Below are 14,223 nucleotides of genomic sequence, written 5' to 3' on the forward strand. Positions count from 1 at the left end.
TCGTCAGCTCTTGTATGCCTTGGCCGCGTCCGACTCCAGCTTCGCCTGCGTCCCCGCGATGTCCTTCGGGTTCTTCAGGAAGTCCTGGAGGTCCTTCCACTCGCCCTTGCCCGGCGTACCGCCGAAGGACTGCGGGGCCTGGTCGGACATGTCGAAGCGGATGTCGTCGCCAGCGGCGATCAGCGCCTTGGCGATCGTGCGCTGGATGTCATTGGGGTACGCCGCCGGGTCGAGACCCTTGTTCGGGGAGATGAAGCCGCCGGACTCGGCCGCGACCTTGGCCGCGTCCGTGGAGGCCAGCCAGGTCAGCAGCGCCTGGGCGCCCTTGGAGTCCTTCAGTACGACAGCGGCGTCGCCGCCCGTCACCACGGGGGACTTGGCGCCCACGGCCGGGAACGGGAAGACCTTGGCGTCGGTGCCGACCTTGGCCTTCGTCTGGCCGATGTTGACCTGGACGAAGTCGCCCTCGAAGACCATGGCGCCCTTGGGGTTGTCACCGCCGGTGAAGGTCTGGGTGACGGAGGCGGGGAACTCGACCTGCAGCGCGCCGTCGGCGCCGCCCGCGATGAGGGAGGGCTTGCCGAAGAGCTGGCCGAGGGTGGTCAGCGCGTCCTTCACGGACGGGTCGGTCCACTTGATCTTGTGCGCCGCGAGCTGGTCGTACTTCTCCGGGCCCGCCTGGGAGAGGTAGATGTTCTCGAACCAGTCGGTCAGGGTCCAGCCGTCAGCGCCGCCGACCGAGACCGGGGTGACGCCGGATGCGGAGATGGTCTCGGCGGTCTTCAGGAAGTCCGGCCAGGTCTTGGGCTCGGAGGCGCCCGCGTTGGCGAAGACCTTGGTGTTGTACCAGACCAGGGACTTGTTGGCGGCCTTGTAGTACACCCCGTACTGGGTGCCCTTGACCGCGCCGAGGTCCTGCCAGACCTTCGAGTAGTTCTTGGTCAGCTCGGCCTTGGCCTCGGGGCCCGCCGGCTTGAGCCAGCCCTTGGCGACCGCCTGGTTGACCGCGCCGACCTGGGGCATCATCGCCACGTCCGGCGGGGCGCCGCCCGCGATCTTCGTACCGAGGAAGTTGACGATCGGGTCCTGGGCGGGGACGAAGGTGACCTTCGCCCCGGTGCGCTTGGAGAACTCGTCGAGCACCTTGACGAAGTTCTTCTGCTCCGCGCCCGTCCAGACCGCCGCCACCGTGAGGTTCACGCCGTCCAGCTTGGGGAGCGTGACCCCGCTCGGCGTACTGGCCCCGGCACTCGGGGAGTTGGACCCCTTGGTGTCCGACTTCTTGTCGTCGCTGCCGCAGCCTGCCGCAAGGACGAGCGAACCCGCCGCCAGCACCGCCAGTGCGGCGTTCCGAGTGCGACGAGCTGTGCGAACCGTATGAGCTGTGTGAGCTGTGCCAGTCGTACGTATGGTGCGCATCTCTGCCCCGACCTCTCCCGTGCGCGTGAGGATCGGCGTAGCCGTGTCGCGCGTACCGGTTGGGGCACGACGGCGACGCCTCTGTCCCGTGCCGTAAGTCCTACGCCCGGCGCACTGGCCCCGCAATACTGCCTTCCGTGTCAACTCCAAGATCGTGATGGGCCTGTGACGTTACGTCAGCCGTCGCGACGGTCGCCGAGCGGCGGTATCGGGACCGCGTCCACCGACCGGGCGGCCCGGTCGAGCGCGCTGGCCAGCAGGGCCAGGTCCGTGGGCCCGTTGCCCAGCTCCCTGACGGGCCTGCGCGTCGGGGGATCGCCCATCCGCTCCCACTCCAGCGGTACGACGGTGGGGCGCGAGGTGGCCGTGCGCGGGATGCGGCCGGTGACACGCCCGCCCTGGAACGGCGTGACCCTGCCGTCGGGGTGGCCCAGACGGCCGCGCCCAGGGCTGGGGTCCTCCGGTCCCGGCGCGACAGGAGCGGGGTCCAGGACGACCCGGAGCCGGGCGATGTGGGCGAGCTCGGTGTCGGCGGTGCGGTCCGGGCGCGCCGAGGCGGCGATCAGATGTACGCCGAGCCGCTCGCCTTCCCTGGCCACGGCCTCCAGCGCGCGGACCACCGAGCCGGCGGCGGGGCGGCCGGGGCTGCCCAGTGCGGGGGCGACCAGCGCGTCGAAGTCGTCGACGAGCACGACGATCCGGGGGAGCGGCGAGGCGCCGTCCGCGGCCTGATCCGTCCGTACGACACGTCCGCGCAGCCGGAGCGTGCCCGAGTCCGCGGACTCTATGTCGCCGGGGCGCCCCTGGGGCCCGACCCTGGGGGCCGTGTCCGTCGGCCTGAACTGCTCGGCCGCCTCGGAGCGGGCCGCACCCTGTGCGGTACCGCCGACGCGCCTGCCGCCGGGGGTGCCCGGCGCGGTCCGCTGGCCGACCATGCGCTCGGAGACCTCGCGCTGGGTGTGCCATTCGGCGAAGCCGATGGAGCCCAGGAGCTCGGCGCGGCGCTTCAGTTCGGCGCCGAGCGACTGGGCGAACTCGCGCATACGGACCGGGTCCGACGCCACCAGGTGCGTGGAGGTGTGGGGGAGTTCCGTACAGGGGAACAGGCCGTCGCCACCCGAGCCGTCCACCAGGATCAGGGCGAGCCGGTCCGGGCGCGCGGCGGCGGCCAGGGAGGCGGCCGTCGCGCGGATCAGTTCCGTACGACCGCTGCCTGCCGGGCCCTCGATCAGCAGATGCGTACCCTCGGCGGCCAGGTCCACGGTGAGCGGGCCGCGCGGTCCCGCGCCGAGCACGGCCAGCGCGCGCGCCCCGGGCGCGGCGGAGCCGCCGCCGCTGCCGGGCGGTCCGCCACGGCCGGGCGGGCGGTGCAGTTCGTCCGAGCCCACCACCGGGTCCTTGCCGTCGGCCGCCGAGGCCCAACGGGCCATCAGGGACGCCGGGGTGGCCCTGGCGAGACCCAACTCGTCCAGCAGGCGGGCCGACCGGGGCAGTGCCGCGGCCTGGCGCGCGGACGGCTCGCCGCTGGTGTCGGCGCGCAGCGGCGCGAGCGCCCGCCCGAACCGCTCGGCCCAGGCGGCCGACACCGCGTCCAGCGCGGCGAGCGTGCCGTGCCCGGCGGGCTGCCCGCCCGCCGTGCGCAGCAGCCGCAGCGCGGTGGCCACGTCCCCGCTGAGCAGGGCGACGGCCCCGCACTCGCGGAAGGCGAGCGAGGCCGCACAGGCGCTCTCGTACGTCGCGTCGACCGGCGAGAGCGCGGAGGCCGCCGGGGTCTCGGCGAGACAGAGGAGATGGATCCCGGCGGCCGCGCCCGCGGCGGCGAGGCGTGCCGTGGTCTCGCGCAGTACGGAGGAGCCGGGGTCGCCGTCGACGACGACGACCGTGCGCGGCCCCTCGTAGTTCCGGGCGGCCTCGTCGATGCTCCGTGCGTCCGCCGAGGCCCAGGCCGTCCCCAACGGGCCGTAGTCCAGGCGCCGTACGAGCTCTTCCGTGCGCGCGGCGGCCTGCTCACGGTCGTAGGCGAGCAGCAGCCGGCAGTCCTGGCCGTGCGCGGGCCGCAGATGCGGCAGCCAGCCGAGCCAGCCCCAGTCGGCCTTGCGGTCCGCGAGGGACCGCCCCCGGTCCGTACTGATCAGGACGATCTCCAGATCGGCGGGGGAGTGCAGGGCCGCGAGCTGGGCCACGGCGGCCCTGGCGAGACCGGCAAGCCGCTCTCGCGGGCCCGCGAGACCGAGTGACCCTGCCTCGCGCAGGGACACCGTCACCGGTACGGAAGCCATCTCGGCCCTGTCGGCCGTCCCGAGCCGCACCACCAGAGCTTCCGGATGCCCGGGGCCGCGCTCCCACAGCCGGGTCCCCGGACCCAGTGCGGTCAGCAGCAGCGCGGCCGGATCGGGCCAGGACTCGGGGGCACGCACGGCAGGCCGGCCGTCGCCCGCGACCGGCGCGGCCTGGGCGGGCACCCGCTCCCGCACGGCCTCGCCGCGCCCGCCGGTGAACCGCCGGGCCCAACTCCCCAGCCCACCGCGCCTGCGCACGGTGTCGCCTTCGCCTTCGCACTCGAATTCGCCCTCGGCTTCGGCCTTGGAGTGCTCGTCGATGTCGTCGTCGCGCAGCGGCATACGCGTGCCGCGCGGAGGTGTCTCGCGACGGCCGCGGCCGTCACGTGGGTGGACGGTGACGGAACCAGAGCCGAAATCACCGACGGGCCGCCCCTGAATGACGTCGGACGAGCCGGTCGTCGCACCAAGAACGCCTGCGCCGCCTGCGCCGCCTGCGCCACCGGGATTTGTCCCGTACGCCGAATCCTCACCCCCCGGTCGGGAGTTCGCACCGCCGTCCACCGGATCCGCGCCCGGGTGCGTCACCCGCAGATGCCCCTCGCCGTCCGGTACGACCTCGGCCGCGCCCCGTGCGTCGCCCGACGCCGAGGCGAGCCGCAGCGCCGATTCGCCGATCCGCAGCAGCGCCCCCGGCGCCAGCCGCACCGGTCGGCCGCCGATCGCCACACCGTCCAGCGACGTGCCGTTGGTCGAGCCCAGGTCGCCGACCGTGACCCGTCCGTCCTCGCCGACCGTGATCGCGCAGTGCAGCCGGGAGACATCGGGGTCGTCCAGCGGAACGTCCGCGTCCGCCGAGCGCCCGATGCGGATCTGCCCGCCGTGCAGGAGATGCACCCCGCCCGCGTCAGGACCGGAGACCACATGGAGCTGGGCGGCGCCCTCGTCGGCGTGCGCGCCGTTCCCCAAGCTCTCAACTCCGTTCGACCAGGGGAGACCCCATTCGTCGTCCTCGGCAGGCACCTGGAGCGACAGCACGGCCCCGTCGACGAGCGGCGGCTCACCCAGAGCGCACCGCTGTACGTCGAGCCGCCGGTGCCCCGCGTACAGCACGACGGCGCCCGATCCACCCGCGTCGGGGCCCGCGGCGGCGGTGGCCAGGCCCGAGGCCACGGCTGCCAGCGCCGTCCCCGCGGGTGCGGTCACCAGCACGTCGCAGGAACGCATCTCGGTGGAGGGTCGGCCGCTTCGCGGCGCGAGGACGGTCAGCCGGATCTGCATAGCCGTCGGCGGTCCCTTCTGCGCGGGGTGCCCGGCAGGGAAGCCGCCCTGTGATCTCCCCCACCCGGCAGGTCGGCACAGAACGAGAGGCTCCCGACCCCACGACTCCGTGCTGTAGGGCATCCTCGCACCTGCCACTGACAACACGCCCGGGGGTGGCCGGAAAGTGATCTTGAACGGTCGGCTCTGGACGTAAAAGTGCCTGGTTGGGACGGGTTCGGCAACCATCTGGGCGCCGTCTGCGTCTCTCACTCGAACACAGCGGGAACACAGCCCTGCGCACATCCGGAACTTCCCCGGCCGGTGCTCCGTACGGCGGCACTAGAGTGGGCCGGAAACGCTGGAGCCGGGAAGCACGACGTGCACGACGTGTACGACCCCCGGGCCGGCGGCGCAGGGACCAGGACCCCGATCAGCAGGGAGCGCATGACGTGCGGCCGGTAGGCAGCAAGTACCTGCTCGAGGAACCGCTCGGACGCGGCGCCACGGGCACCGTCTGGCGAGCCCGCCAGCGCGAGACCGCGGGCGCCGAGGCGGCCGTGGCCGGCCAGCCCGGTGAGATGGTCGCGATCAAGGTCCTCAAGGAGGAGCTCGCGAACGACCCGGACATCGTGATGCGCTTTCTCAGAGAGCGCTCCGTTCTCCTGCGTCTCACGCACCCCAACATCGTGCGCACCCGCGACCTGGTCGTGGAAGGGGATCTCCTCGCTCTGGTCATGGACCTGATCGACGGCCCCGACCTGCACCACTACCTCCGCGACAACGGACCCTTCTCCCCGGTCGGCGCATCGCTCCTCACCGCGCAGATCGCCGACGCGCTCGCCGCGAGCCATGCGGACGGCGTGGTCCACCGCGACCTCAAGCCGGGCAATGTCATCCTCGCCGGCGACGGGCCGCGCATCATCGACTTCGGTGTCGCCCATGCCGTGGGCGCCGCCGACCCGATGACCCGTGCGGGCGCGTTGATCGGTACGTACGCCTATATGTCGCCGGAGCAGATCCGTGCCGAGCCCCTCACTCACGCCAGTGACATCTTCTCGCTCGGCTCGGTACTCGCGTTCACCTCGACGGGGCACAGCCCCTTCGAGGCGTCGGTCGTTCCGGCGATCGTCCACCGGGTCACCCAGGAAGCGCCACAACTCTCCGGGATGCACGGTGTGTTGTATGAGCTGACGGTCGCGTGTCTGGAGAAGAATCCGTACGCCCGACCGTCCGCGACCGATGTGCTCGAGCGGCTTTCGGTGACCGCTCCCAGCGCCCCTCCACCCAATGCGCTGCCTCGTCGCGCCCTGGTCCTGGGAGGGGTCGCTGCCGCCGCGACGGCTGTCGGAGGCCCCGCGTACATGCTCTGGCCGAGGCCGAAGTCCGCGTCCGCGTCCAAAGGCCACACGGGTTCTCCCGCATCCCCGGCTGCCCGGGACATCACCAAGCCGGTCATGCGCCTCACCGGCCACACCAGTACCGTGGGGTGCCTCGCTTTCAGCCCGGACGGAAGGACCCTCACCAGCGGCAGCTTCGACGGGACGCTGCGGCTCTGGGACCTCGTCAGCGGGCGCACGATCACCACGTACAAGGGCCATGCGCAGTGGGCCATGGCGGTCGCCTACAGCCCGGACGGCACGACCCTGTACAGCGGGAGTTTCGACCGGACGCTGCGCCGCTGGGACGTGCGGACCGGAGTGCCGAAGGGAATACTCGCCTCGTACCCAGGAAAGTTCGACAGCGTCAACTGCCTGGCGTTCAGCCCCGACGGCAGCATCCTCGCCGCGGGCGTCGGCAACACCGTAAGGCTGGTCGAACCGTCCACCGGCCGCACCACCGCCACCCTCACCGGGCACACCGGGAGCATGGGCTGGATCGCGTTCAGCCCGGACGGGAAGACACTCGCCAGTGTGGCCGCCGACACCAAGGCAGGCACCGTGCGGTACTGGGACGCCCGGACCGGCCGTCTCATCAGGACGTTCACGGCCGGCGGGACCAAGAACTACTCCACAGTGACGTTCAGCCCCGACGGCCGGACCCTCACCGGCGCCGGGCCCGGCCTGCGGCTGTGGGACGTGACCACCGGGCGGCTCACGGCGACCCTCACCGACCACCATGGGTATCTCACCACGGGCGTCTACCGTCCGGACGGGGCACTGATCGCGGGGGCCGGCGGCAATCGCGAGCCCGTGGCCAGTGAGACCACCGGCAAGACCATCAGCCTCTGGGACCCTTCCACGGGCCGCCTTTCCGCCACTGCCCTGACCGCCGTCATGCCGAAGTCGAATCTCACCGCCTCGGTGAATTCGCTGGTGTTCAGCCCGGACGGCACCACCCTGGCCGCCGCCGTGAACCTGGCAGGAGTGATCAAGGAGTCCGACACCTCGATCCAGCTCTGGAAGCTTCCCGGGGGCATGCCCATCAAACCCTCAACGGACGGTACCCATGGATGAGTTGACGCCGGCCGACCCGCAGTGGGTCGGCCCCTACCGGCTGGACGGCCGGCTGGGCGCGGGCGGCATGGGAAACGTCTATCTCGGTACGTCGCCCGGGGGCCGCAAGGTCGCGGTGAAGCTCATCCGCGCCGAGCTCGCGGACTCCCCATCGTTCCGGACCCGGTTCGCCCGGGAGGTGGCAGCGGCCCGGAAGGTCGGCGGATTCCATACGGCGCAGGTCGTCGACGCCGACCCCGAGGCGACAGAGCCGTGGCTGGTCACCGCGTACGTCCCAGGGCCCACGCTCCACCAGGCCGTCGCCGACGGCGGCCCGCTCAAGCCCGACGCCGTACTGCGGCTCGGCGCGGGGCTTGCCGAGGGGCTCGACGCCATCCACCAGTGCGGACTGATCCACCGCGACCTGAAGCCTGGCAACGTCATCATCGGCGAGGACGGGCCGCGCATCATCGACTTCGGCATCGCCCGTGCGGTGGACGCCAGTTCACTGACCGCGACCGGCACGATCATCGGCACGTACGCGTACATGTCGCCGGAGCAGATCCACGCCGACCGGGCCGGACCCGCCGGCGATGTCTTCTCGCTCGGATCCGTGCTGGCCTTCGCCGCTACCGGGCGCAGCCCGTTCGACGCGCCCACCATCCTGGAGGTCGTCCAGCGGATCCTGGACCAGGAACCCATGCTCGACAGCCTTGACGGCGAGCTCCATCAACTGCTGACCGCCTGCCTGGCCAAGGACCCCGCCGGGCGGCCCGATGTCGCGGGTCTGGCCGCCGCGTTCGCGGGGGCGCCAGTCGGCGGGGCCGCGGTCCGCCCGCCCGATCCGCGCCTGCCCGCACCGCAGCGGACGCTGCACCTGGGACCGGTGGACAGGGCCCCGGGTGCGGAGGCTGCCGTCCCGGAGAGCACGCCCTACGCGCATCCGGTGTACCGGCAGCCCGGTCCGCCGCCTCGGCCTCCATACGCACCGCGGCCCGAAACGGGCCGCGGCAGCGGCGGGGTGTCCCGGCGCGCGCTCCTCATCGGCGGGGCTGCTGCGGCGGCCGCTGCCACAGCGGTCGGGGTCCCGCTCCTCATGCGCCACCAGGGCGCCGACTCCGGTACGCCCGCGGGTCGTTCGACGAAGTCCGGTTCACCCGCGGCGGGCACATCCGGCTCGGATGCGGTCGCTCTTGTCGGCCCCCCGGAGGTCCAGGGGATCGCCTTCAGCCCGGACAGCAAGTCCTTGTTCGCCTCCGGCGGGGACGGCGCGATCTGGCGCTGGGACGTGGCCACCCGGCACGGCACCGCGACACGCATCGCCATCGCCGCGTACATGCAGCAGAACACGTTCACCACGGACGCCAAACTCCTCATGCGAGTTGAGGAGAACAAGGTCCGGCTGTGGAACGTGGCCACCGGCCGCACCGTCAAAACCTTCACCGGCATCACGTCGTACAAGCTCCAGGACGGCTTCATCGCCGGCGCGAGCCTCAGCCCGGACGGCAAAACCCTGGCCGCGAGTACAGGAAAGGGCCTGTACGTATGGGATGTGGCCTCCGGCGGGCTCATCACCATCCACAAGGATGCGAAGTACGGGCCCGTGCGGTACAGCCCGGACGGCAAACTACTGGTCTGCGGCCAGCCCCTGCAGCTACGGGAAATGCCATCGGGCCGCATCCTGGCCACCCTCGACGTCAACACCGCCTCCGAGGACGTGGCGTTCAGCCCCGACAGCCAGATCCTGGCCATCACTGAGCTCAACTACACGGTGCGTCTGTGGAACACCAGCTCCAAGCAGGACATCATCTCGCTCAAGGGCCACAAGAACACCATTCACAAGGTGGCGTTCCATCCCGACGGCCGGATGCTGGCCAGCGTCGACCAGGACGGGACCGCCCGCCTGTGGGACACGGTCACGGGGAAGACCACCGCGACTTTCACGGGCCCCAATTCCTTTGAGACGGTGGCCTTCAGCCCGGACGGAAAGAGACTGACGGCCGGCCTCATGAGCGGCTCCGACCCCTCGAGCATGGACACCGTACGGATGTGGCCCGTCCCGTAATACCCCGGGGCACAGCGCGGCGGCGTGCTCCTCCAGGAAGTTGGTGTTGCCGGGGCCCGGATCGCCGTGGCCCACGGCCAACGGGACGTCACCCAGCCCCCGCCAGGCGCTTCGGCATGCGCGGACAGCAGCCTCGGGCATCGCTGACAGATCCACGTCGCCGCCACCGCGCAGCCCCTCGGCGCTGACGCCCAACTCGCCGATCCCAGTTTCAGCCTGTCCAGATCAGAGAGGAGGCTCCAACCGAACGCACCCCACAACAACGCGCCACAACCGGACCATCGCCCGCATCGGCACTTGCCAGTTCCGCTACGCACGAGTACTTAACCATGTGCCCGGATTGACCCCCCGATGTGTGGGGGAAGGCTGTCCCGGTACCCGCCCCGCAGCGCACCCTGCCGCACGTACCCCACCCCACCCCAAGGTGGTCACTTGTGATCGGTCGCATACCCGTCCTGGACGTACACCCCCTCGTCGACTGCGGAAACCGGCCCGCGAAGGCGGTGAGCGGTGAGACCTTCCAGGTCACCGCGACCGTCTTCCGGGACGGGCACGACGCCGTGGCCGCCAATGTGGTGCTGCGAGATCCCGGCGGGCGTCCAGGGCCCTGGACGCCGATGCGGGAGCTGGCGCCGGGGACCGACCGGTGGGGCGCCGAGGTCACCCCCACCGCCGAGGGGATGTGGACGTATACGGTCGAAGGCTGGGGCGATCCGGTCGCGACCTGGCTCCACACCGCGCGGATCAAGATCCCGGCCGGGATCGACACGGCGCTCGTGCTCGCCGAGGGCGCGGAGTTGTACGAACGCGCAGCCGCCGGCGTTCCGAAGAAAAAGGGGCGGCGCGCGGCCGTGGAGGCCGCCGCGGACACCCTGCGCGACAGCTCCATGTCCGTCGCCGCCCGGCTCGCCGCCGTCCACGCCCCCGAGGTGGAGGAGGCGCTGCGCAGGCACCCGCTCCGTGAACCGGTCAGCTCCAGCGAGCCGTTGAACCTCCTGGTCGAGCGGCAACGGGCGCTCTACGGGTCCTGGTACGAGTTCTTCCCGCGCTCGGAGGGCGCCGTCGTCGAGGCGGGGAAGCCCCCGGTCAGCGGGAATTTCCGTACGGCGGCGAACCGACTGCCCGCCGTCGCCGAGATGGGCTTCGACGTCGTCTACCTCCCGCCGGTCCACCCGATCGGGACGACGTTCCGCAAGGGGCCCGACAACTCGCTCTCCGCCGGCCCGCACGACGTCGGTGTACCGTGGGCGATCGGATCGCCCGAGGGCGGTCACGACGCCATCCACCCCGATCTCGGCACCTTCGACGACTTCGATCAATTCGTCTCCAGAGCAGCCGAGTTGGGCATGGAGATCGCACTCGATTTCGCACTCCAGTGCTCGCCCGACCACCCGTGGGTGGAGAAGCATCCGGACTGGTTCCACCACCGCGCCGACGGTTCGATCGCCTACGCGGAGAATCCGCCGAAGAAGTACCAGGACATCTATCCGGTCGCGTTCGATCAGGACCTGGACGGCCTTGTCGCGGAGACCGTACGCATCCTGCGCCTGTGGGGGGAGCACGGGGTACGCATCTTCCGCGTGGACAACCCGCACACCAAACCGGTCGTCTTCTGGGAACGCGTCATCGCGGAGATCGGCCGCACCGACCCCGGCATCATTTTCCTGGCCGAGGCGTTCACCCGGCCCGCCATGATGCACACGCTCGGCCGGATCGGCTTTCAGCAGTCGTACACCTATTTCACCTGGCGGAACACGAAGGAGGAGCTGACCGAGTACCTGACCGAACTCTCCGGTGCCGCCGCCTCGTACATGCGCCCCAACTTCTTCGTGAACACCCCCGACATCCTGCACGGTTACCTCCAGAACGGCGGCCGCCCCGCCTTCGAGGTGCGGGCCGTGCTCGCCGCGACGCTGTCTCCTTCGTGGGGTGTCTACGCGGGATACGAGCTGTGCGAGAACGCTCCGGCGCGCGAGGGCAGCGAGGAGTACCTACACTCGGAGAAGTACCAACTCAAGCCCCGTGACTGGGCCTTGGCCGAGCGTGAGGGCCGGACCATCGCACCACTGATCACCACCCTGAACCGGATACGGCGGCGCCACCCCGCGCTCCAGCAGCTCCGCTCCATCCACTTCCACCACACCGACAACGATGCGGTGCTCGCCTTCTCGAAACAGTCGGGGTCGAACACCGTTCTGGTGGTCGCCAACCTCGATCCGCACCACACCCAGGAGGCCACGGTCTCGTTGGACATGCCGGAGCTCGGCTGTCAATGGCACGAGTCCGTTCCGGTGCGCGACGAGCTCACCGGCGAGACCTACCACTGGGGCAGGGCGAATTACGTGCGTCTGGAGCCGGGCGTCACGCCTGCGCACATCTGCGTCCTGCGACCGTCCCCGCCGATCGGAGGGTCACCCACAACATGATCGTAAACGAGCCCGTCCACGACACCTTCGAGGACACTCCGGCCAAGGACCGTGATCCCGACTGGTTCAAGCGTGCCGTCTTCTACGAGGTCCTGGTCCGTTCCTTCCAGGACTCCAACGGGGACGGCGTGGGTGACCTCAAGGGCATCACCGCCAAACTGGACTATCTCCAGTGGCTGGGCGTCGACTGCCTCTGGCTGCCGCCGTTCTTCAAGTCGCCGCTGCGCGACGGCGGTTACGACGTGTCGGACTACACGTCCGTACTGCCGGAGTTCGGCGACCTCGCCGACTTCGTCGAATTCGTGGACGCCGCGCACCAGCGCGGTATGCGCGTCATCATCGACTTCGTCATGAACCACACGAGCGATCAGCACGAGTGGTTCCAGGAGTCCAGAAAGGATCCGGAGGGGCCGTACGGCGACTACTACGTCTGGGCCGACGATGACAAAGCTTTCCAGGACGCGCGGATCATCTTCGTCGACACGGAGACCTCCAACTGGACCTTCGACCCGGTGCGCAAGCAGTACTACTGGCACCGCTTCTTCTCCCACCAGCCGGATCTCAACTACGAGAACCCGACGGTCCAGGAGGAGATCATCTCCGCCCTCCGCTTCTGGCTCGACCTGGGCATCGACGGCTTCCGCCTGGACGCGGTGCCGTACCTCTACCAGGTGGAGGGCACCAACTGCGAGAACCTCCCCGCCACCCACCAGTTCCTCAAGCGGGTACGGGCCGAGATCGACGCGAGTTATCCCGACACCGTGCTGCTCGCCGAGGCGAACCAGTGGCCGGAGGACGTCGTCGACTACTTCGGCGACTTCAAGAAGGGCGGGGACGAGTGCCACATGGCATTCCACTTCCCCGTGATGCCGCGCATCTTCATGGCCGTACGGAGGGAGTCGCGCTACCCCGTCTCGGAGATCCTCGCCAAGACCCCGGCCATCCCCTCCAGCGCCCAGTGGGGCATCTTCCTGCGCAACCACGACGAGCTGACGCTCGAAATGGTCACGGACGAAGAGCGTGACTACATGTACGCGGAGTACGCCAAGGATCCCCGGATGCGCGCCAACATCGGCATCCGGCGGCGCCTCGCGCCCCTTCTGGACAACGACCGCAACCAGATCGAGCTGTTCACGGCCCTGCTGCTGTCCCTCCCCGGCTCCCCGATCCTCTACTACGGGGACGAGATCGGCATGGGCGACAACATCTGGCTGGGCGACCGGGACGCGGTCCGCACCCCGATGCAGTGGACGCCCGACCGCAACGCGGGCTTCTCCTCCTGCGATCCGGGTCGGCTCTTCCTCCCTACGATCATGGACCCGGTCTACGGCTACCAGGTCACCAATGTCGAGGCGGCGATGGCCTCTCCGGCATCACTGCTGCACTGGACGCGGCGGATGATCGAGATCCGCAAGCAGAACCCGGCGTTCGGGCTCGGTTCGTACACCGAACTCCCGTCCTCCAACCCGGCCGTCCTCGCCTTCCTCCGCGAGGCGCCGTCGACCGAGGAGAACGGGGACGACCTGGTCCTGTGCGTGCACAACTTCTCGCGCTTCGCCCAGCCGACCGAGCTCGACCTCCAGGCCTTCACCGGCCGTATCCCCGTGGAGCTGATCGGCGGGGTGCGCTTCCCCGCCATCGGCGAGCTGCCGTATCTGCTGACGCTGGCGGGCCACGGTTTCTACTGGTTCCGGCTCCGTAAGGACGCTGTGCTGGGCTGAGTCGACTGGCCGTCACGAGCGGGGCGGTTTCCACCGCCCCGCCCTGGGCACTCTGAATCCCACCGCGGGAAGGGACGTGATGCGATCCATGTCCAACGCTGCATCCCTCTGGACAGCACCGATCTGGAACGACGCCCGCACCTCGTCCGTCCCACCTGACCCACCCGACCCTCTGATATCCCTGACCCCGCTGCTGAGGCAGTGGCTGCCCCGGCAGCGCTGGTTCGCGGGCAAGGGCCGCCCCGTCGAGGACTTCACCCTCGTCTCGGCGACCGGGCTCCTTCCGCCGGGCGGCTCCGCGGGCCTGCTCCATCTCCTCATACGCACCCCCGAACCGGGCGCCGACTGCTACCAGTTGCTCATCGGCCTGCGTGCCGCACTCCCCCCGCACCTCGCCTCGGCCCTCATCGGCCATGTCACCGAGGGCCCGCTGACCGGCCTCACCGCGTACGACGCACTCCTCGACCCACGCCTGGCCGGTCTCCTCCTGGAACGCCTGCGCACCCCCGGCACGCTGGGCGCCCTGCGCTTCGACCGCGACCCCGACGCCGCGCTTCCCGCGCCCGGACTCACCCCCCGACCGCTCGGTGCCGAGCAGTCCAACTCCTCACTGGTGTA

Annotated in this window: 7 protein-coding genes; 5 read left to right on the top strand and 2 right to left on the bottom strand. The window is 70.5% G+C overall.

What is annotated here, in order from left to right; translation table 11 throughout:
- Window positions 1–3 precede the first annotated feature (3 nt).
- Together J0695_RS27475 and J0695_RS27480 are read right to left on the bottom strand one after the other, a co-directional pair.
- Entirely contained in the window at window positions 4–1,419 is a 1,416-nt protein-coding gene (locus J0695_RS27475; RefSeq protein ID WP_206966372.1) for an ABC transporter substrate-binding protein, read from the bottom strand.
- A gap of 176 nt (window positions 1,420–1,595) precedes the next feature.
- Window positions 1,596–4,979 (bottom strand): FtsK/SpoIIIE domain-containing protein, encoded by a 3,384-nt coding sequence (locus tag J0695_RS27480; RefSeq protein ID WP_206966374.1) that lies wholly within the window; start codon window positions 4,977–4,979, stop codon window positions 1,596–1,598.
- A gap of 431 nt (window positions 4,980–5,410) precedes the next feature.
- Here J0695_RS27480 and J0695_RS27485 point away from each other — a divergent pair, with 431 nt between their 5' ends.
- From J0695_RS27485 to J0695_RS27505, 5 genes are all read left to right on the top strand, one after another.
- Window positions 5,411–7,414 carry a WD40 repeat domain-containing serine/threonine protein kinase gene (locus J0695_RS27485; protein WP_206966376.1) on the top strand — a complete coding sequence of 668 codons (2,004 nt, stop codon included), beginning with the start codon at window positions 5,411–5,413 and terminating at the stop codon, window positions 7,412–7,414.
- Window positions 7,407–9,458 (top strand): WD40 repeat domain-containing serine/threonine protein kinase, encoded by a 2,052-nt coding sequence (locus tag J0695_RS27490; RefSeq protein WP_206966378.1) that lies wholly within the window; start codon window positions 7,407–7,409, stop codon window positions 9,456–9,458. The genes J0695_RS27485 and J0695_RS27490 overlap by 8 nt, the downstream gene beginning before the upstream one ends.
- 434 nt (window positions 9,459–9,892) lie before the next feature.
- Entirely contained in the window at window positions 9,893–11,884 is a 1,992-nt protein-coding gene (locus J0695_RS27495) for an alpha-1,4-glucan--maltose-1-phosphate maltosyltransferase (RefSeq protein WP_206966380.1), read from the top strand.
- Window positions 11,881–13,605 (top strand): maltose alpha-D-glucosyltransferase, encoded by a 1,725-nt coding sequence (gene treS / locus J0695_RS27500; RefSeq protein ID WP_206966383.1) that lies wholly within the window; start codon window positions 11,881–11,883, stop codon window positions 13,603–13,605. Before J0695_RS27495 ends, treS begins: the two co-directional genes overlap by 4 nt.
- 88 nt (window positions 13,606–13,693) lie before the next feature.
- Window positions 13,694–14,223: maltokinase N-terminal cap-like domain-containing protein (locus J0695_RS27505; protein ID WP_443726330.1), on the top strand; the 530-nt coding region annotated here is incomplete at its 3' end.

Source organism: Streptomyces beijiangensis (genome assembly GCF_017315755.1).
GTDB lineage: Bacteria > Actinomycetota > Actinomycetes > Streptomycetales > Streptomycetaceae > Streptomyces > Streptomyces beijiangensis.